The organism is Paraburkholderia piptadeniae, from assembly GCF_900007165.1.
In the GTDB taxonomy this organism is placed as follows: domain Bacteria; phylum Pseudomonadota; class Gammaproteobacteria; order Burkholderiales; family Burkholderiaceae; genus Paraburkholderia; species Paraburkholderia piptadeniae.
In genome coordinates, this window is the sequence record NZ_CYGY02000067.1 from 3,137 (window position 1) to 23,418 (window position 20,282).

Consider the following 20,282-nt stretch of genomic DNA (forward strand, 5'->3'; position numbering starts at 1 on the left):
CGGTCGGCCGGTATCAGGCGTTAAACACCTTAGCGAAGTGACACAGCCCCGAAAATACCAAAAAACCCAAAGATATCAATACGATACGTGCACCAAGGAGCCCGTTTCTGGGTGCAAAAACGAGCGCCACCTCCTAATAGAATCAGAGACTTACATGGGGGTTTTGAACAGGTCCAGCTACCCAGCGATGCCTCGCTTGTATGCGTGACGCAGAACGACCCTCCCCGGCCTCACATACTGGCGTTGCCACGGCGGCCGTTTCCAAGGCTCAGCGTTCATTCCCCTCTAGGCGGAAGGCAAGTCGTCGGTGCCGATTCAGCCGGTGGCTGCTCTCGCAGCCAACAATGGAGTGCTCCCCATATCGCGGTGTAGAGCCCCGCTTTGGCGCGGTCCCCTGAAGGTAGCCTTGTTGAGAATGAAAAAGGTGTCGTACTTTGCAATCCATGATTCACGCGTACCTACACTCGCCATACGCGCATTCGCGCAACGCATGAACCGCAAGAACTGACTCGTGAAGGGCGAGCAATGTCAAAGCCCGTAACGCAGCGCTAGCGAGCAAGGCGGCCAGATGCCGTTTCAAAGCCTAACCGCCGATCTCATCTTGAGTCGGCATTTCGGTCGCCCCCATCCGGTTGATGCTTTCATCGTCAGCGCGATCGGCCGCGCCGCCGAGCTCATCGATACGCAGGAGTCGGCCAGCGTTAGCAATCACGATGAATGTGCCGAGGTTGTGCAAGAGCGCGACCCAGACGGCACCCAGCACACCCATTGCGGCGAACGCAATCACGCCGACGGTCCACGCGAGACCGATCGCCGCGTTGACGGTCGCGGTACGACGGCACTGTCGCCCAAGCCGGACGCACGTGCCGATGCGCCGCAGGTCATCGCCGAGCAGCACGACGTCTGCCGATGCCACCGCAATGTCGATGCCCCGCTCGCCCATCGCGATGCTGGTTGAACCCGCCTTGATCGCGAGCACATCGTTCAAGCCATCTCCGACCATCAATGGATGGTGGCCCGCTTCGATTTCGCCCATCACGTAATCGAGCTTGTCATGGGGCAAAGCCTGCGCGACGACGGTATCGATTCCGGCTTCCGCCGCGAGCTTGCGCGCTACCCGTTCGCGATCGCCGGTCAGAAGCGTTTGCCGCACCAGACCCAGATCACGCAATTCCGACAGCGCGCCGCGCGCCTCGGCACGCAGCCCGTCGGCAAAGCCGAACCATGCGAGCAATCTGCCTTCGAGCGCCAGACCGACACAGGGCCCGTCGATCGAGTCGGGCGGCATCGGTAACGCGCGCACGTGCTGTGCGAGCAACCCGTGACGTCCAAGCACCGCGACACCTCCCGGCGTATCAGCCACCACGCCCAGTCCGCGCAGTTCCCGCGTATGCCCGAACGGTGTGCTCGCGCATCCCGCGCGTCCGGCGCCCATCGCATGGCGCACGAGGGCACGGCTCACGGGATGCGCACTACCCTCGCCGAGTCGCGCCGCAAGCTCGAGGACCTGCGCCATGTCGGTGCCGCGCTCAAGGAACACGTTTTGGACGCGCAGTTCGCCATAAGTCAGCGTGCCCGTCTTGTCGATCACGAGCGAGTCGATTTCAGCAATCTTGTCGAGAAACGCAGCGCTCCTGAACAGGATGCCATGCCGCGCGCCGACCGCGATCCCGGCGATGGCGGTCGAAGGTGCGGCGAGCACCAGTGCGCACGGACACGCGGCTACGATGACGGCCAGCATCGCCGAAGCGTTCGCCCACGCGAACCACACGATCGACGCAATCAGCAGCACGAGCGCCAGATAGGCGCCCATGTAACGTTCAAGCGCTTGCGTGATCGGCGGCTTCGCCTGCTCTGCTCGCTGCATGAGTTCGATGATCTTGCCGAGCGTCGACTGCTTGCCTGCGTGCGTGACTTCAATGCGAAGCGGGCCGTCGAGATTCATCGCGCCGCCGAATACGGCGGCTCCCTCCTCCAGGTCGATGGGCACGGACTCGCCGGTGATGGGCCCATTGTCGACGCTGGACTGACCGAGCCGGACGATCCCGTCAGCGGGAATCCGCGCGCCGGCCACGACTTCGACGAGATCGCCCGCACGCACCGCTTCGTACGGCACTTCCTCGATCGCGCCAGCCGCGGTGACGCGCCTCACGTTGCCCGACGTGAGCCTGCCGAGCGCGCGGATCGCCTCCTGTGAGCCGAGCACGCTCCGCTCTTCGAGCGCGTGCCCAAACGTCATCACGATCGGCAGCAGCGCCGCGGTCTCCATGTCGCCGAGCGCCCAGGCGGCCAGCATCGCAAGTGCGATCAACCGATCGGTCACGCCGTGCAGGCTGGGCGTCCTGAGGCTTTGCCATGCTCCCGCGAACACCGGCCCGGCAACAACGAGCGACGCGAGCCCCGCCAGTACCTGCGCAAGCGTCTCTCCTCCCGTCGCGAAGTACCGCCACGCGAACGACAACACGAGCAGGCCGCCCGCCAGCAGCGCCGGCGCGATTTGCCGTGTGACGGCCCGCTGCTCGGATGCGGACAGCAGCGCAATGACTGGTCCTTCAGGCGGCTCGCCTGCCCCGCCCGTATCCCCCGCCACGGCCTTACGCGCAGTTTTCTCGACGCATGCACTCACCTCGCGTTCCCCGGCAGAATCAGATTGGATGTGTTGTGAGGATCGATCGTTGTCACGCGCGCGACCTTCGACAGGATTTGCTGGACGCGGTCTCGATACACGCGCGCGAGCAGGCCCGGATCGATGTTCTCGCGCAACGGCGCCTCGAGTTCCCGGATCGCCGTGGTTTTGGTCTGCGCCGTAGCGACGCGTTCGGCGGCGCTCGCTTGCGCGTTCTGGACGATCCGGTCGGCATCCTGCTGCGCGTCCTGGCGGCGTCTCTCAGCGTCCGTGCGTGCCTCTGCGATATTGCGCTCGGCCACCTGAAGCGATGTCAGCACCGAGTTGAACGCATTCACCGCGGACGCCGGGAACGCACCCCGCACGTCGACACGTGCAACTTCAATGCCGAGTCCTGCGTGCGCGGACTCCAACTGCTGCAAATGCTGTTCGATGACCTGTGCGAGATCGCCCCGTAGTTGCTCGCGTTTCGCGGCCATCTGCTGGTCCGCCGACTGTTGCTCGGGCCGCGCCACCAGGATCGCATCGAGATCCCGGTTCGCCGCCACTTCAACTGCCGACGCCGACACGATCCTCTCGAGCGCCGCATCGAGCCGGTCCTTCTGCAGCACATACGCATACGGATCAGACACGCGGTAATACAGCGTCGCGTCGAGCTGAACGGCACCGTTGTCGCCCGTCAGCACATAGCCGGAGCCCGCCAGCGCGTCTGGGAGTGACGAGCGGCCCGGTTGATCGTCCGGACTCGAGATCTCTGCCTGCTCGGGTGGCTCCGCATCGGTCATGTGCGAATCACCTGCTCGCGCGCGAGGATCGCGTTCGAGCGACTGAATGTGCCGCTCGAGCACGCGTGCGCTACCCGGCACGAGCACCACGGATTCGAACGGGCGCGGCCATGCAATCAGCAGTCCGGCGTCCTGTGTGCGAACAAATGCGCCAAAGCGCGTGACGACTGCGCGGTTATCCGCCGGTATGCGCCGGATGTTCGACCCTGCCCAGGCGCATGCGGCCAGCGCCGCCACGACGGTGATAGACCAGAACGAAAGACGCACGGCCTCGCCACCGGGCCCGAGCTGTCGCGTGCCGGAGGCGGTCCTCATCGTGCAGGCCTGCCTTTGTTCGACGCGGATGCTCCCGATGGCGCTGCCTCCCCTGCTTGCCCCAGCCCGATGCCGGCCGGGCCCTGCACGAGCACCCGGAACGGCGCCGCATCGGCGCGCAGGATCAGGTTCGTATTGGCGTTGACGACCGAGTCCAGCGTATCGAGCGAGCGCAACATCGTGTACAGCTGGGGATTGCCCGCATAGCTCTGGCCGTAGATCGCGGCCGCATCCTTGCGCGACTGCGCTTCGATCCCGGCGGCCTTGACGTTCGCGTCCGAAATCGTGATGCGCGCGTCGCGATCCGCGTCCGAGCGAATCTGCGCCGCCTCGCGGTTGCCGTCCGCCGTGCGCTGTGCGGCCACTGTTTCTCGCTCGGCGCTCATTCGCTCGACGGTTGCCGCCAGCGTGACGGCCGGCAGCGACAATTTCTCGAGGCCGACCTGGATGACGTGCACGCCGTACGCGGAATACAGCTGCGCATCGATCTGGTTGCGCAATGCGTCTTCGAATGCCGAGATCCGCACCTGCTTCGGATCGGTATTCACAAGCGATGCGAGATCGAAGACGGCGGACGTCGTCTGCAACGCGGACCCGAGAAGCGAGCGGATTTGCCGCGCGGCTTCGTCCGGCTGGTTGCGCACGGCGCGCACGAAGCGTCTGACGTCGTTCGGGTCGTCTGCCACGCGCCACGCGACATACGCTTGAACGATGATCCGCAGACCGTCGCGCGTGCCGACGTCCTGCAGGCCGCTCGACGTCGTGTGCAAGCGCAGGTCCACGGGCACCGCCGCTTCAATCGGCGCAGGCAGGCGCCATGCGAGGCCGGGCTCGAGCAGCACGCGCATGGGCTCTCCAAAACGCGTGACCACTGCCGCCTCGCCGGCGCGCACCTGGATAAAGCTCGCCACGGTGATCGCAACGATCACGCACAGCGACGCGACCAGCACGCGCAGGCGGAAACCGCGGCCCTCAGGCGCTGGGCCGCCGTGCGCATGCTGGTCATGTCCATGATCTTCATGGTGCACATGAGCATGAGCGTGTGAATGAAGCAGACTCACAATTGCTCAATGATCGATGAGCGATGGGGTTATCCCGCACGCAGTGCTGGCACAGGTCGATACGGATCGCCCAGCCATCGCCGAAAATGGAATGGAATCCCCCGTGGTAGGCGATCGAAACCCGCTCATGCCACTCCCAGTCGGTGTCATCCGGGGTCATGCGCCGTCCGCAGCGATCGCACGTGCACCCTGAGACCTCGTACAAATGCTGGCAATAGCGAGTTTACTTGTGCGTACAAACGGAAGGCCAACAAATAGAAAGCAACGTCGCGTGAACTGGCGTTGGATGTTGGACTTTGTGCTCGACGGATCAAGTGAGGGACAGTTCGACGACACGGGCCGCATGTGCATGCGCAGGCCGATCGAAGGAGAGCGCTACACGTCGCGGCGAACAAAACCGCCATGCGTGTGCTTCAAAAAGCGCACAGACCACGAAGGTCTGTGCGAAGCCATCGAGGGAGCCCGACGGCGGAGGTATTCGACATGACAGGCCCGCTATCGTGTTCTCACGTTATGGCGAGCCCGTTTCCAAACGATGCCGCGCGGACGGGCCGCGCGTTCAGAAAGCAGCGATGATGCAGCGACGACAGGATGCGATCAGTGTCCAGTCGAACGCTTTTGCGAGCCCCTGTTCAAGGACGGTTGTACATCGCGTTCCAGTCGGCTTGCGACACAGCCGGGCGGCCCGAAGCCGACGAGCCGCCCGTCACGCCGCCGACACCCGTCGCGGCATTCTGCGCGGCCACTTTGGCTTCGGCAGCCTGGATATCGGCGGGGTAATTCGGATCTTCGCCATGAGAAGGGTTGTAGCCTGCCTTCTCGAGCTGGATCAACTCGGCACGCACCTGTGCACGCGTGACCGGCTGGTTCGACTGCGCGAACACGGCAACGGGAGCGGCAAGAGCAGCGGCAACGACAACGGCTTGAATCAGGGACTTCATGGCTACTACCTCCAGACTTTGCTTTGGTCCTTTACGAACAGCCCTGTTCGTAATCAGTGACGACAAGTCTAGGTATGTAGCCGCTTAAGATTAAGACGGTTACGAGGAAAGGATTGTTGTTGCGGGCGGGTTAACCCATCGGGCGCGAGACTTGCGCCCGACAATACGCGCTGTCTGCAAATGCGTTGTCTGATTCGACAGCCGCGCAATGCAGCGACGGCGCTTCATTGGCTACCGGGAGGCAACATGCAAACGGAAGACGTTACGGAGTACCGTGGTTGCATGATCCGGCCGATCGTAACGGCCGCGGAAGGCGGTCGCTATACGGCCGCAGCCATCGTCATGGACCGCGAGGGCGAGACGCGGACGCTCGGCGTCGAAGGTGATTTCGCCGAATACCAGGAAGCGCGGGACCAGGCGATGGAACTCGCGATTGCATGGATTCATCGACGCAACATCGTGTCGGACCACTACGTGAAACGCGGGTGATGCAAGCGCGGCCACTTCCCATGCGATTCCACGCGAAGCAACGATGGGTATCGGGCAATGCGCGCGCGGTCCTTGAGCCACGCGGCAATCTACAGATCGTGCGACAACTCTTCGCTCACGGCATTGCGCAGCATGCGAATGAGCCTTTCGCCCTCTTCGATGCGCGCCTGCTCGATGCCGATCTGCGCGGCGTCGCCCGTGCGCTCGGCCGACCTTTGCCGCTCTCTTGCAAAGATTACGCGCTCGTGCACCGCGCGTATCGCGGCCCGTATCGCGTTCTCCGATTCCTTCGAGTACCCATCGGCGAGCGACAGTGCGTTGAATGCGTGCCCCGTATGGCAGCGGTAGCGCAGAGGCCGGTCGTCGCCGACCCGCCATAACGCGCCGCCGCAGTCCGGGCACGTCAACGACGAACGCACCCCGATGCGATCGAGTTCCTCTGGCGTAACGATGCCCTGTTGCGCCAGGCGGGCCTCGAGATCAAGCTGCTGCTCGCTGCTCATCGCTGGTTCCTCCTGCTGACGGAGCGCCGCGCCCTCGATCGCGGCCATGATGTTGCGCGCGAGATCGTCGACCGTCGTGACGCTGTCCGCGCCAGCCGATTTCATCGCCGAGCGCGGCATCGACGCCGCCTCGCAATCGACCGGGTCCTGAACGATGCAAAAGCCGCCGTGCGCGCGGACGGTCGCGAGCCCCGCTGCGCCGTCGTCCAGGTCGCCGCTCAGCACGACGCCCACCACGCGTCGACCATAGTGCACGGCAGCCGAGCGGAACAGCGGATCGGCCGCCGGCCGCGCGAAGTTTTCAGCCGCTCCTTCGTTGAGCCCCAATGACCCGTTCGACAGCACCATGTGCCGGCCAGGCGGCGCGACAAAGACAGTGCCCTTGACGATCGGCTCACCCGCGACGGGATGACGTGCGGGCAACGGCCCCCACTTCGACAGCAACTCGGGCAACACGCTTTCGTGCCGGCCGATATGCAAGACGATGCACACTGCGGCCGGCAAATCCCTGGGCAACCTGGAAACCAGCGTCCTGAGCACCGCAAACGCGCCACGCGATCCGCCGATGACTACGATATCTCGCCGATTCATAGACCCTCCTCGGTATGAACCAGCATAAATCGAGCCTGTGCGCGAAGAATCGTGTGCAACGTCGCGAGGAACGGCTTCGCGCGTCGGCGGAAGCCAGGCCCACGCGTTGCGTCATCGCGCGGGCCGCAGTGGACAAAGGCGAGCCCATCGGTCGCCAGGGAATGACGGGCGGCGCTGCGCTTCCGATTCGTTCTCGTAGACGCGATGCACGCGCAGCCTGCCCCCCGCCGCTATTGCGCTATCACGAGCCCGCTGCCGGGGCCGTGGATGTCAGCAATGCATGCAGTTTTTGCAGCAGTTCCTCGAAGTCGATCGGCTTGCCGACCAGCGCGTCGAAGCCCGCGTCGATGGCCGCCTGCCTGTCCGCTTCACGGTTGAGTCCGACAATCGCGACCGTCCCGATGCGCGCGCGTTGCGGGTCGGCCTTGATCTTGCGCACCAGAGCGTGCGCGTCGCCGGCCGACGCGCGCACGTCGACGATCAGGATGTCGACGGGCCGGTCTGCGAGTGCGTCCCATGCCTGCGCTTCGCCCGGCACGGCCGTCACCGATGCTTTTTCCAGCTCCAGCAACGCCGTCAACGACGACACGAAGTCCGCGTCGTCCTCGACGATCAGCACGCGCGCGCCCGCAATCGCGTATTTCAGCGACGCGTCGTCGCGCGATGGCGCATGGGCCTCGTCCATCGCCGGAAGCCAGACGCTCATCGTCGTGCCGCGCCCGGGGCCGTCCGAGTGCGCGGCGACGCGTCCGCCATGCATGTCGACGAGCTGCCGGACGAGCGCAAGGCCGATGCCGAGACCACCACGCATGCGGCTGCGCGCGCCCTGGCGGAACATGTCGAAGACGGAGGACAGCTCCGACGGTTCGATGCCTTCGCCCGTATCGGCCACATCGACGCGCATCATGCCTTCTTCGCGCGTCAGGCGCAGATCGATCCGGCCGCCGGCGCGCGAAAACTTCAGCGCATTGGAGACGAGGTTCCATATGATCTGCTCGCACCGGACGGGATCGGCGAGCACCATCGCGGGCTGCTCGACGCCCGTCGCGGACACGACGACGCCACGCTCAGCCGCGTCCGCCTCGCACGACTGCACGATGCCGTTCACCGTGGCGGCCAGATCGACGTGCCCGAGATCGAGCGTGAGCTTGCCGGTGTTCACGCGCGAGAAGTCGAGCAGATCGTCGATGATCTGCGCCTGGCTGCGCATCGCGCGGCGAATCGCGTCCGCCGTCTCGCGCACGGCTTCGATGCCGCGCGTCTCGGGCAGGCGCGGCAGCATCTCCGCCTTCACGCCGATCAGGTTCAGCGGATGTTTCAGCTCGTGCGACAGCACGGCGATGAAATCGTCCTTGAGCTGATTCGACAGCGACTCTTTCTGACGCTCGGTGCGCTCCCTCGCGAGCGCGGCCTCTTGCGCGTCCTCGCGCTCCTTGCGCTCGGTGACATCGCGCGCGATCTTCGCAAAGCCGGTGAACGACGCGTCGCGGATCGGCGTGACGACGCCGCTGCAATAGACCCTGCGATGATCCTTCGTCAGATGCCAGCACTCGTCGTCGGCGCGCCCTTCTTTCGCGGCTGTTTCGCGCTCGTGCGCGGGCACGTTTGCCGCGCGATCGTTGGGCTGATAGAGCAGTTCGATGTTCTTGCCCAGCACTTCGGCCTCGCTGTAGCCGAAGATCCGTTCGGCGCCCGCGTTCCAGCTCACGATGCGTCCCGACGGGTCCTGAACGATGATCGCGTAGTCGTTGGTCGACTGCGCGACGAGCCGCAGCCGTTGTTCGCCGATGCGCGCCTGCTCTTCCGCCGCGTGCCGCTTCGTGATGTCGATCAGCGTCAGCACCGCGCCGTCGATCCGGTCGTCCGCCGTGCGGTAAGGCAGCAGACGCATGAGATACCATTTGCCGTCCTGGCTTTGCACTTCGCGCTCGATGAGCTTCAGGCTCTCGAATGCTTCCTTGACGTCTTCGGCGAGCGTCGGATGCTGGAGCGAATGCGTGATGTCGAACAGCGACCGCCCGATGTCCGAGTCGATCAGCTTGAAGATGCGAGTCGCGCTCGGCGTGAAGCGTTTCACCTGAATCTTCTTGTCGACGAACACGGTCGCGATGTCGGTCGAGACGATGATGTTCTGCAAGTCGTCATTGGCCTTCGCGGTGTCCTCGACGCGCGACTGCAACTCCGCGTTGACGGTCGTCAGCTCTTCGTTGACCGACTGCAATTCCTCCTTGCTGCTTTCGAGTTCTTCCGTCGCCGAACGCAGTTCTTCGTTGATCGCCTGGAGCTCTTCGTTCGACGCCTTCAGCTCCTCGACGGAGGTTTCATACTGCTCGATAGTCGTCGCCAGCTGCTCGCGGCTGTGCTGCAACTCCTGTTCGAGCTGCACGAGCACGGGGTCCTGGCCTTCGCCCTCCGACTCGCCTTCGTCCGTCATCCGCTCCTGCACTTCATCGAACAGCACGAGGAAGAAGTCCGCGTTCAGGCCCGGATCACGGAACGGCCGCACGGTCATGTTGATCCACGACGGGCGGCCGTCGCGCATCATCCTGACGCGCCGCGCCTCGACGCTCGCGCCCGTTTGCAGCGCGCGAAAGAGCGTCGTGCGCAAGTCGAGCCGAAGCTCGGGCACGACGACGGTCATGATGTTCGTCGACGGCTCGCCGCCCGCATGCCGCAGGAACCGCCCGACGTTGTCGGACAGATGCACGATGGTCGAGTCGCGATCGACGATCACGCTGGGCGGCGCATACTCTTCGAGCACCCGCTGATGCAGCGCCGAGAACGAGAAGCCGCGGCGCTCGGGCGCGCTCGGCGGCGCCGGCGATGCGCCGATTGCGGGCGCTTCTTCATGCGATGTCAAAGTCGTCGCGGACAGCGACGGAAAGCCGACGGCCGGCTTCACGCGATTGACGATCGGCTTCGCGCGGTAGATGCGGTTCTTCTTGTCGACGATGGCGAAAAGGTCGTCGGCGGCATCGGCCGACTCCGCCGTGCCGAGAAACAGATAGCCGTCCGGGCGCAGCGCAAAGTGAAACAGCTCCAGAATCTGCCGCTGCACCGCGCGGTCCAGATAGATGAGCACGTTGCGGCACGAAATCAGGTCGAGATGCGAGAACGGCGGATCGCGCAACAGGCTGTGCGCGGCGAACAGAATGCGTTCGCGCACCGTCTTCACGATCAGATAGCGCGCGCCGTCCTGCGTGAAATAGCGCCGCAGGAGCTCGGGCGGCACGTCGCTCGCAATGGTGCTCGGATACGAGCCCGAGCGCGCGCGCACGATCGCGGAATCGTCGATGTCGGTGGCGAACACCTGCATCGCGGCCGCCGAGCCCGCCGCTTCGCGCGCCTGCGCGAGCAGGATCGCAATCGAATACGCTTCCTCGCCCGTCGAGCAGCCGGCCGCCCAGACGCGCACCTGGGCTTCGCTCGTCGCCGAGCGGAACAGCGACGGCATCACCACGCGCTGCAATGCGTCGAATGCTTCGCGATCGCGGAAGAACTGCGTCACGCCGATCAGCATGTCCGCGAGCAATGCCGTCGTTTCCTCGGGCGTGTTGCGCAGGAACGTGCGATACGCTTCGAGGTCGCGCACGCCGTTGACCTGCATGCGCCGCTCGATGCGTCGCAGCACCGTCGCGCGCTTGTAGTGCCGGAAATCGTGGCCCGTGCGCACGCGCAAATGCATCAGGATGTCCTGCAGCGCGCGCTCGGTTCCGGCGCGCGGCTGGTCGTCGGGTTGCTCGGCCGCGAGCTCGGCGTTGTCGGGCAACGGCAAGCGGATTTTCTGCGCGTTGTTCCACAGTTCGAGCAGCCGCTGCGGCATCTCGGCGACGGGCAGCACGATGTCGACCTGGCCCGTCGTGATCGCATGGTTCGGCATTTCGGGGTATTCGGCGTCGTTCGGCTCCTGTGCGATCGTCACGCCGCCGCTTCCCTTCACGCGGCTCAGTCCGGCGGCGCCGTCCGAGCCCGTACCCGACAGCACGATGCCGACGGCGTGCATGTCGTGCGCATCCGCGAGCGTGCGGAAGAACTCGTCGATCGTCACCGTTGCGTGGCTGCGCTTTTCGCGTTCGCCGACGCGCAGATACCCCTCTGACAGCCATAGCTGCTTGCCGGGCGCGATCACATAGACGTGATTCTTCTCGATGGCCGTCGTGCTCGTGACCTGCGTGACGGGCATGCGCGTCGCCCGCTGCAGGATCTCGTCGGCGTGACTCGCGTGCTCCGGCGACAGATGCAGGATGATCACGAACGCCATATCCATCGTGGCAGGCGCATTTTCGAAGAACCGGATCAATGCCTGCACGCCGCCCGCAGACGCACCTATCCCCACGACAGGAAACGGCAGCGTGCTGTGCGAGGCCGTGCCGGAGCCGCTCCCTTCCGGGCTTTGCGATGTGCTTTTGCTCATACTGAAACCTACCCTTTACTCGGATTCCGCGCGTGCCCGGTTCAGTCGCTGACGGGCAGTTCGCAAGCGCGCCGATGGATGTTGGGAAATGCGCGTCCATTCGGGAAGGCGGCGGGCGAGCCGTGAGCCGAACGGCCGGTGCAATCGGAGCCTTTATAACAAATTTCTTGTGGGGGCCATCGATCATTGTCGATCAAATCGATCGGCGCGCGCAAAGTGCAATGCGCTCGCGGTCAGCTTAAGAGGGAAAGGCGGGGACCGGCAGCGGGAACGCGTGCCCGTCGTATCGACGAGCTGAAAGCGCGGGGATGCGGGAGTGGTTGCAGCGCAGCAAGAAGTTGGGTGGACAGCGCGGCGAGCAACGCCGCCAACACCGCTATCCGGCCGTCGCAACGGCCTCGCTCGCGACGGTCGTCGCACGCGGGACGGTCAAGCAGTTCAGCGGCAATCACCGTGCGCGGGCGTCGCATGCGTGAGCATGTCTGAGGGTCTGCTCATCAGGTAGACGTGTGGCATCGGCGCGCGCAGATGCCACGCGCGGCGGCGTTTGACTACATGCGCGAAGCTCACGCCGGGCCAAACGACAGCGACCTGTCACCGACGAGCTTGCTGCCCGCTCGTTCGAGCTTCTTCACGAGCTGTGCCTTGCGCGCGCCGAGCTTGTCGCCGAGTGCGACGAGGTTGATTCCACGCCGACGCAATTCTGGAAACAGCTCCGACTCCTCTTCCTCGATGTGGTGCCGAACGAGATCCGACATCACCTTGAACGACGCGTCGAAGCCTTTGTCTCCGGGCTTCAGCGATTCGAACTTCTCGACGAGCGTCTTCACGAGATAGTGCTCGACAAAGGCTTCGTTCAGGTCGATCGCGTCGTGCTTGCCGAGCGCCTTGTGCGCAGCGGGGTACAGAATCTCTTCCTCGATGATCGAGTGCACGGTCAGCTCTTCGCATGCGCGCTGCGCGAGCGCGCCCTTCGCTTCGAGATCGTCGTCGCCTGTTTTTTCGAATGCATCGAATAGCTTCTCGACGGCGCGATGATCGCTCGTCAGCAATTCGATTGCGTCCGCTCCGGAGTTGCGCGCCGCCGGCGCAACAGCGGGTTTGTGTGCGGCCTCATTCATGACTGGCTCCATGAAGTGTCTTTGCTGTGGGGAATTGCAGCGACACGACATGGGCCGCTGCGACGCGTGATGTGCTTGCGTCGAATCAGCAATGAGCGTTCCTCGCGGACACGGTAACGACAGTGAGGCTGAACGGATTGAGCGCGGGCGGCTGGAACGGCGCAAGCGCGATTTCACCGACGACCAGCCGGACACAAGGAGCCGATGATGAAGCCAGTCGCACCGCTTCTGGAGGCGTTCACTCCTGCGCGACCGCCAGTCCTGCGTCACCTTGCGGCGCGATCGGGAGAGGAGGGACTACGGCGACGTGGATGGCTGTGACCTGATCGAGTGCGCCCGTTATCTGACCGATATCCGATGGGTCGCTCACCACGCGGTCGAACGCGACGGGCTGCAAATTCGCCAAGCCGCCGCGTATCAGCGCGACGAAGGGCAGCGGCGAAACCGCATGGCGGATTACGTCGAGAAGTGCCCGGTCCCGAGCCATCGCGCAATCGACGCTCACGAGAACCACCGTATGGACCGACTCGCGCAGCGCCCCGTAAAGCTCCGCGACGCTGCACCCCACGGCCGCCGCGTAACCTTGGGTTTTCAGAAGCACGACGAGGGATCGCACGACCTGATCGGAGCGCCCCACGACCAGGACGTTGCTGCGGGGCACGCGCGAACGCGAGGCTTTCAGGAGCGCATCGCCGCGCAAAGCCAGTTCGGCCGACAGCCAGACGAGTCTCGCCCGCTCATACGCCTGCCGGGCCTCGAAAACCGCAAGCGAATCGGACGGATAGCAACTGGCCGCGCGCTGCACTCGCAGGAAAGCCTGCTCCAGACGCGCGAGCGCTACGTCATATTGTTTGTGGACTGCATCGCCATCCGCGTTCGCAGCATCCATGGGTCGCCGAAACGAAACGACTTCGTTGTTCAGAGTCTTTTGCGTCGCGAGCTATCGGTCAGGCATGGATCGGCGGTTTGCGAACGCATGCCGGGCAAGAATCGCCTGCATGGCGAAACAGACGACAACCCCGCACCGACTAGCCAGACAGATTACGGATTCCTGTCGCGAGCCGGCGAATGCCTTACCGCGCGGCCTCGTGAGCGAAAACGAGGCCAATGCTCAATCCGTATCCTAATGCAAAAATCCGCCGACGCAACGGTTCACGACGATGCCGTCACAGGCATCGTCGGCGGGCCAGCGCCGCGTTTCGCTGCACGCGCCATCTCCGATACGATAGGCAGCTTCGAGCCAACAAGACCGTCTCCAGAGCAACAAGCTGAAGTTTCGATCGACGAAGCCCAGGCATGAAACGTGCTGGACGGTTCAATTGGCCATTGGCGACGCTTGAGATGAACCAGCGGAAGAATGGGGAGACGACGATGCAAGACGACGACCAGGGCGACCTTTCCCTCCCGGAAGACTGGTGCCGGCGATGGGTCAGCTCCGTTCGCGACTATGCAGTGATCGGGCTGTCACGCGATGGCAGGATCAGGACGTGGAACGTCGGCGGCGAGCAGATTCACGGCTTCGTGAGCGAGGAGGTCATTGGCCGGCATTTCGACATGTTCCATACGCCGGAAGCTCGTGCTCGAGGCGCCGCCGCGGCCGCCCTCGAAACGGCACGGCGCACGGGACGTTCCGACTCCGAAGGCTGGCGCGTCCGGCGAGACGGCTCGCGCTTCTGGGCCAGCGTCGTGATCACGGCATTGAAAGACCAAGAGGGTCGCATTGCCGGCTTTGCCAAAATCGTGCGCGACATGACGGACAAGAGAATCGCTTACGAGGCCGTCGTCGAAAGCGAGCAGCGCTTCCGGATGCTCGTCAACGGCGTCACGGACTACGCGATCTTCATGCTGTCGCCCGACGGCACGATCACGAACTGGAACGCCGGCGCGAGGCGAATCAAGGGCTTCAGCGCCGAAGAAGTCGTCGGCTCGAACTTCTCCCGCTTCTATACGCCCGAAGATACGGCAGCCGGACTGCCGGAACGCGGGCTGTCGATCGCCGCAGAAGAAGGACGCTTCGAGTCCGAGGGATGGCGCGTGCGCAAGGACGGCCGGCGCTTCTGGGCCCACGTCGTGATCGATGCGATCAAGGGCGAGGATGGCGCGCTCGTCGGTTTCGCGAAGATCACGCGGGACATCACCGAACGCACGGACGCAGCCCGGCAACTCGAAGAGACCCGCACGGCATTGTTTCGGGCCCAGAAGATGGAAGCCGTGGGCAAGCTGACGGGCGGCGTGGCTCACGACTTCAACAACCTGCTGCAGATATTGCGCGGCAATCTCGAACTGCTCGACAGCCGGCACCACCGCGATCCATGGACGCGCGAGCGGGTCAACAAGGCCATCGACGCGGTCGACCGTGGGTCGAAGCTCGCGTCGCAACTGCTTGCGTTCGGCCGCCAGCAACCGTTGCAGCCCGTGGTGATCAATCTGGCGGCCGCCCTTCGCGGCATGGACGATCTGCTTCGGCGCGCGCTCGGTGAAACGATACGTGTGGAGACGGTTGTCGCGGGCGGATTGTGGAACACGCTGGTAGACATTCATCAGCTGGAGAACGTGGTTCTCAATCTCGCGATCAATGCGCGAGACGCGATGCCCGACGGCGGCAAGCTGACGATGGAGTTGTCGAACGCCATGCTCGACGACGAATACATCGCGACCGTGCCCGATGTCGCCGCCGGACAGTACGTGCTGCTGGCCGTCACGGATACGGGAACGGGCATGCCGCAAGACGTCGTCGAGCGCGCATTCGATCCGTTCTTCACCACGAAGCCCGAAGGCCAGGGTACGGGTCTCGGGCTCAGCATGGCTTATGGCTTCGTGAAGCAGAGCGGCGGCCATATCAAGATCTATAGCGAGCTCGACCACGGCACGACCGTCAAGATCTATCTGCCCCGCTCGGCGAAGCCGGCCATCGAGCCGCCCCCGCGGATGCGCGCTCCCGTGAGGGGAGGAACGGAGACCATTCTCGTCGTCGAGGACGATCAGAAGGTACAGACGACCGCAATCGACACGCTTTCCGAACTCGGCTACAACGTGCTGAAGGCCGACGATGCGCAACAGGCGCTGACCGTGCTGCGAAGCGGCGTGGAAGTCGATCTGCTGTTTTCCGACGTCGTGATGCCCGGGCCCGTTCGAAGCACCGACATGGCGGCCCAGGCCGTCACGCTGCTGCCGCGTCTGAAGGTGCTGTTCACATCGGGTTATACGCACAACGCGATCGTCCACGGCGGCAGGCTCGACCCGGGCGTCGAACTGCTCAGCAAGCCCTATAGCCGCGAGCAGCTCGCCCACAAGGTCAGGCAGATGCTCGACAGCGGGAAAGATGTGCTCGCCGCTGATGCCTCCGCCATTGAACGGGCGGACGGTACGCGAACGCTGCGCATCCTGCTTGTCGACGACGACGGGAATCTGTCGGAAGCGATCAACGAACTGATCCGCTTGCTTGGCCACGCGCCGAGATTCACCACGTCGCCTGAAGAAGCCCTCGGCTGGCTGCGCGAAGAGCCGTTCGACGTGATGATCACGGATCTCAGGATGCCTGGCATCGATGGCGTCGAGCTTGCCAGACAGGCGGCCGCGATTCAGCCGTCGATCCGTCTGGTGTTTTCGTCGGGCTACGAGATGCCGGCTGTGCCGCCGCTGCCGTTTCGCTGGGCGGCGCTGCGCAAGCCATTCACGCTCGAAGAACTCGGCGCCGTATTGCAGGGCTTTCGCGACTGACGCGCGGACTGGCCTGTTGCGTCGGCATGACCTCGCAGGAGACATCGCATGAGCGCTATACGACTACGGAGATCGATTCGCTCGCGCAGCAATTCGACAGAGACGGCATGGTCATGCGACGGCGTTTCAGGAAAGCCGTCGAAGAGCGCCGGTGTGTCGCGAGGCAAGGGTGACTGTGATGCAGGCGGCGATCAGCAGGTAATTTGCAGCGAGTCGATCACACCGCGCCGGCACTGGAAACAAACCGCTCGCTTTCGAATTGATCGGGCGGCAAGCCCGAATCGATTGCAATCCGTTCGGCGGCACGAATCAGCGCGGCTGGTCCGCAAACGTAGATATCCGGCTGACACGCCGTGTTCGCCAACGCAGCAGACAGCGCATCGGCCGGAGTGCCGCTGAAGCCATCCCAGCCCTGTTCAGGCTTCCAGACGCACAGATCGACTTCGAGTTGAGGCAGTTGCGCCTTCAGCGCTTCCATCTCGTCTTTCAGAAACAGTTCGTTTTCCTGATTCACGCCGAAAAAGAGCCGCGCATCCTGCATTTCCTGAAAGTCGGCCATGCGGCGCAGCATCGACAACATCGGCGCCACGCCCGTGCCTCCCGCGACGAACCAGCGCGGGCGAAAGCTGCCCTCGCGAATGCCGAAGCCGCCCATCGGACCGCGAACCATGAGCTGCTGACCGACCTCGGCGCGCTCGCGCAGATAAGTCGCGAAGCGGCCGTTCGGCTGCAATCGGATCAGAAATTCGAGCCGCCCTTCCCAGTTGCTTGTATTCGCGAGCGAATACGGGCGCCGCTCGTCGCTGCCCGGAATTTCGATTTCCATGAACTGCCCGGGTTCGAACTCGGCGGCACTGCCGCCCTCGGCGTCGGGAGAGATCGCCAGTTCCAGCCGCACCGTGTTCTGCGCGATCGTTTCGAGGCCCACGATCGTCGTCGAACGACTCGGCACCGCGTGACGCAGCACTTTCGTGTGATCGTAGGGAACGTTGATACGCAGATCGCTGCACGGCGTGGTTCTGCACATCAGGATCGCAGTCGATTGACCCGCCGAAAGCGCATCGGCGTTGTGTTCGCCCATCTGATAATCGCCATGCGTGACGGACGCGTGGCACGCACCGCAACTGCCCTTCCTGCATTGCGAGGGCAGCATGATATTGGCTGCCGCCGCGGCCGTGAGCAGATCCTGATCGGGCGCGCAGTCGAAACTCAGCTGCTGCTCATCGCGTGTCGTGAGCTGGATTTGGAATGTCATGAAATTCTGCGCAAAGAAAAGCCAGGCGCCTCACGACGCCTGGCGTATGGGACTCAGGCTGCCTTGCGGGCAAGCGCGGCGGCGAGATCCGAGCTGGCATCGCCGATCGGCTGAATGCCGAACTGCTCGACCAGGATCGTGAGGATGTTCGGCGTCAGGAAGGCCGGCAGCGTCGGTCCGAGGCGAATGTTCCTGATGCCCAGCGCGAGCAGCGTCAACAGCACGGCGGCCGCCTTCTGCTCGAACCACGACACGATCAGCGACAGCGGCAGATCGTTGACGCCGCACTCGAACGCATCGGCAAGCGCCACTGCGATGCGGATCGCCGAATACGCGTCGTTGCACTGCCCGAGATCGAGCAGACGCGGAATGCCGCCGATGTCGCCGAATTCGTGCTGGTTGAAGCGATACTTGTTGCAACCCAGCGTCATCACGACCGTGTCGCTCGGCGCCTGCTCGGCAAACTGCGTGTAGTAGTTGCGGCCGGGCGCGGCGCCGTCGCAGCCGCCGATCAGGAAGAAATGCTGGATCGCGCCCGCTTTCACCGCGTCGATCACCTTGTCGGCGACACCGAGGACAGCATGACGTCCGAAGCCCACGGTGATGGTCTTTTCGGGAGCGGTTTCCTGGAACCCCGGCAGCGCCTTCGCAGCCTGGATCAGCACCGAAAAGTCGTGATGCTCCAGATGCCGCACGCCCGGCCAACCCACCGGTCCCGTGGTGAAAATACGCTGGCGATATTGCGGCCGAGGTTCGATGAGGCAATTGGACGTCATCAGAATCGGGCCGGGGAAATTCGCGAAGTCCGACTGCTGGTCCTGCCACGCGCCGCCATAGTTGCCGGCGAGGTGCGGGTACGCCTTGAGCTTCGGATACGCGTGGGCCGGCAGCATTTCGCCGTGCGTATAGATCTGGACGCCCGAGCCCTCCGTCTGTTCGAGGAGCGCCTGCAGATCGCCGAAGTCATGTCCCGACACGAGAATGGCCTTGCCCGCCACGGGAGTGACACGCACGGCGGTCGGCTGTTGCGCGCCGAAGCGGCTCGTGTTGGCGTCGTCGAGCAGCTCCATCACCTTGAGATTCAGGCTGCCGAGATTGAGCGCTTGCGCGAGCAACGCCTCGACGTCGCTCGGCTCGGTGGCGAGGAAAACGAGCGCCGCTTCGACGCCCGCGTAGACTTCGTCGCTCTCCTTGCCCAGCATCTGCGCGTGATGAGCGTAGGCGCACACGCCCTTGAGACCATAGATCACCAGCGCACGAAGCCCGATGACATCCGCGCCCACAGTCTCGATGCCCGCATTGATGCCGACCGTCTGCGCCTGAGCAAGCAGACCGGCGAGATCGCCAGCCGGTTGCCATGCGGCCGGGCAGGCAGGCGTCTGGACGACTTCGCCTGCGGCCTTCGCCGCGCCTTCATAGGCCGACCGGACCCGGTCGCGAAGCTGGGCCGCTTCCTTCAGCAGCGCGACGAAGCGGCTCGCATTGAAGTTGACGTTGGTCAGCGTCGTGAACATCGCGTAGAGAACGAAGCGGTCGGCTTCGCGATCTGCATGTCCCATCGTTCGCGCAAGCGTGTTGTATTGCGCAAGGCCCTTGACTGCATGCACCAGCAGATCCTGCAGGTCAGCCGTCGTCGCGTCCTTGCCGCAATTGCCCTTTGACGATGCACAACCGGGCTGGGCACCCGTGCGGTCCGTTTGTTCACATTGGTAGCAAAACACAGTTTCTCCGTTCTCGTTCAGGTGTTGATATTCAGGCGTTGATAAGGCGTGCTATCGCATCGCACTAAGATGCATCACATAAGTATGTTTTTATTATCAAGATACGAAGGCTTATTGATCATGATCTGGATCAGCGAATGCAGGCGAGATCGCTTCATTGCGCCTTTAAAAGCCTTATTGCGAACATTTGTCGCACCCGGTTAAACGAGGCTGGACATGCGATGAATGGGTGATGCGTTCTGCTTCTATCGGAATTGCGTCAACTGCTCCTTCCTTCGCTTCTGTCGAAGGCAGATCATGAGCCGTACTCTTAGTTGACCCTGATGGAGGGAGCCATGGAAATCCTCAAGCTCATTCGAATCGTTTTATGGAGCTTTTTCGGCGTGCGCAAAAGCGCTTCGCACGAAGCCGATTTTGCTAACGTGAATATCGTCTTGCTTCCGTTCGTTGCAATTGCCCTCGCGGCATGTATCGGCGGCACGATCTTCGCGGTCGTACACCTCGTCGCACACGCGACACACACGCTTCAAGGCTTCTGATCTTTGCGGCAGGCACGATCGAAACGAAAATAGCGCGTCGCGTCGCACTCATTTCACGGCGCACGAATCTGCACGATGCAGATTGCCTTCGAGAAGCGACTGGACATCCAGCCTTCCTTCTCGAAGAGCACGTTAGACCTAACGCCCCACCACCGAACGACGACCTCGCAACGAGCCGTCGTCTCGTCTCTCGCCGAGCGA

At 63.7% G+C, this 20,282-nt stretch carries 13 protein-coding genes; 4 read left to right on the forward strand and 9 right to left on the reverse strand.

The features are described from left to right. Positions 1–583: 583 nt before the first annotated feature. The 4 genes from BN2476_RS31835 to BN2476_RS31855 form a co-directional block, all read right to left on the reverse strand. Positions 584–2,626: a heavy metal translocating P-type ATPase gene (locus tag BN2476_RS31835; RefSeq protein WP_235851048.1), complete on the reverse strand. Its 2,043-nt coding sequence runs from the start codon at positions 2,624–2,626 to the stop codon at positions 584–586. Continuing rightward, positions 2,623–3,726, reverse strand: a complete 1,104-nt coding sequence (locus BN2476_RS31840; RefSeq protein ID WP_087738177.1) for an SPFH domain-containing protein — start codon at positions 3,724–3,726, stop codon at positions 2,623–2,625. Before BN2476_RS31840 ends, BN2476_RS31835 begins: the two co-directional genes overlap by 4 nt. Continuing rightward, entirely contained in the window at positions 3,723–4,754 is a 1,032-nt protein-coding gene (hflC, locus tag BN2476_RS31845; protein WP_235851049.1) for a protease modulator HflC, read from the reverse strand. Before hflC ends, BN2476_RS31840 begins: the two co-directional genes overlap by 4 nt. 665 nt (positions 4,755–5,419) lie before the next feature. Continuing rightward, on the reverse strand, positions 5,420–5,728 hold the full coding sequence (locus BN2476_RS31855; protein WP_087738180.1) for a DUF4148 domain-containing protein: 309 nt from the start codon (positions 5,726–5,728) through the stop codon (positions 5,420–5,422). Between the two features lie 246 nt (positions 5,729–5,974). On the opposite strand from BN2476_RS31855, the gene BN2476_RS31860 reads away from it, so the two are divergent. Beyond that, positions 5,975–6,217 carry a hypothetical protein gene (locus BN2476_RS31860; protein WP_087738181.1) on the forward strand — a complete coding sequence of 81 codons (243 nt, stop codon included), beginning with the start codon at positions 5,975–5,977 and terminating at the stop codon, positions 6,215–6,217. An 89-nt stretch (positions 6,218–6,306) separates the two neighbouring features. Here BN2476_RS31860 and BN2476_RS31865 read toward each other — a convergent pair whose 3' ends face one another. From BN2476_RS31865 to BN2476_RS31875, 3 genes are all read right to left on the reverse strand, one after another. After that, positions 6,307–7,311: a chemotaxis protein CheB gene (locus BN2476_RS31865; protein WP_087738182.1), complete on the reverse strand. Its 1,005-nt coding sequence runs from the start codon at positions 7,309–7,311 to the stop codon at positions 6,307–6,309. A 241-nt stretch (positions 7,312–7,552) separates the two neighbouring features. Continuing rightward, positions 7,553–11,725 (reverse strand): CheR family methyltransferase, encoded by a 4,173-nt coding sequence (locus BN2476_RS31870; protein ID WP_087738183.1) that lies wholly within the window; start codon positions 11,723–11,725, stop codon positions 7,553–7,555. Between the two features lie 566 nt (positions 11,726–12,291). Next, complete coding sequence (locus BN2476_RS31875; protein ID WP_087738184.1) at positions 12,292–12,846, reverse strand: hemerythrin domain-containing protein; 555 nt, start codon at positions 12,844–12,846, stop codon at positions 12,292–12,294. 307 nt (positions 12,847–13,153) lie between these two features. Here BN2476_RS31875 and BN2476_RS45845 point away from each other — a divergent pair, with 307 nt between their 5' ends. After that, positions 13,154–14,146, forward strand: coding sequence for a hypothetical protein (locus BN2476_RS45845; RefSeq protein ID WP_143811092.1), 993 nt, complete (start codon positions 13,154–13,156; stop codon positions 14,144–14,146). A 71-nt stretch (positions 14,147–14,217) separates the two neighbouring features. After that, positions 14,218–16,566 carry a PAS domain S-box protein gene (locus BN2476_RS31885; protein ID WP_087738304.1) on the forward strand — a complete coding sequence of 783 codons (2,349 nt, stop codon included), beginning with the start codon at positions 14,218–14,220 and terminating at the stop codon, positions 16,564–16,566. A gap of 217 nt (positions 16,567–16,783) precedes the next feature. Here BN2476_RS31885 and BN2476_RS31890 read toward each other — a convergent pair whose 3' ends face one another. Beyond that, positions 16,784–17,821 (reverse strand): 2Fe-2S iron-sulfur cluster-binding protein, encoded by a 1,038-nt coding sequence (locus BN2476_RS31890; protein ID WP_087738186.1) that lies wholly within the window; start codon positions 17,819–17,821, stop codon positions 16,784–16,786. A gap of 53 nt (positions 17,822–17,874) precedes the next feature. Continuing rightward, positions 17,875–19,542 (reverse strand): hydroxylamine reductase, encoded by a 1,668-nt coding sequence (gene hcp / locus BN2476_RS31895; protein WP_087738187.1) that lies wholly within the window; start codon positions 19,540–19,542, stop codon positions 17,875–17,877. Positions 19,543–19,877: 335 nt separating this feature from the next. Between hcp and BN2476_RS31900 the strand changes: the two genes are divergently transcribed. Then, on the forward strand, positions 19,878–20,081 hold the full coding sequence (locus tag BN2476_RS31900) for a DUF2970 domain-containing protein (protein WP_087738305.1): 204 nt from the start codon (positions 19,878–19,880) through the stop codon (positions 20,079–20,081). Positions 20,082–20,282: the final 201 nt, after the last annotated feature.

Excerpts from the sequence above, each read along its gene's own strand:
- BN2476_RS31840 (WP_087738177.1), bottom strand. The coding sequence starts at position 3,726 with ATGAGGACCGCCTCCGGCACGCGACAGCTCGGGCCCGGTGGCGAGGCC.
- BN2476_RS31855 (WP_087738180.1), bottom strand. The coding sequence starts at position 5,728 with ATGAAGTCCCTGATTCAAGCCGTTGTCGTTGCCGCTGCTCTTGCCGCT.
- BN2476_RS31860 (WP_087738181.1), top strand. The coding sequence starts at position 5,975 with ATGCAAACGGAAGACGTTACGGAGTACCGTGGTTGCATGATCCGGCCG.
- BN2476_RS31865 (WP_087738182.1), bottom strand. The coding sequence starts at position 7,311 with ATGAATCGGCGAGATATCGTAGTCATCGGCGGATCGCGTGGCGCGTTT.
- BN2476_RS31870 (WP_087738183.1), bottom strand. The coding sequence starts at position 11,725 with ATGAGCAAAAGCACATCGCAAAGCCCGGAAGGGAGCGGCTCCGGCACG.
- BN2476_RS31875 (WP_087738184.1), bottom strand. The coding sequence starts at position 12,846 with ATGAATGAGGCCGCACACAAACCCGCTGTTGCGCCGGCGGCGCGCAAC.
- BN2476_RS31885 (WP_087738304.1), top strand. The coding sequence starts at position 14,218 with ATGCAAGACGACGACCAGGGCGACCTTTCCCTCCCGGAAGACTGGTGC.
- BN2476_RS31890 (WP_087738186.1), bottom strand. The coding sequence starts at position 17,821 with ATGACATTCCAAATCCAGCTCACGACACGCGATGAGCAGCAGCTGAGT.
- BN2476_RS31900 (WP_087738305.1), top strand. The coding sequence starts at position 19,878 with ATGGAAATCCTCAAGCTCATTCGAATCGTTTTATGGAGCTTTTTCGGC.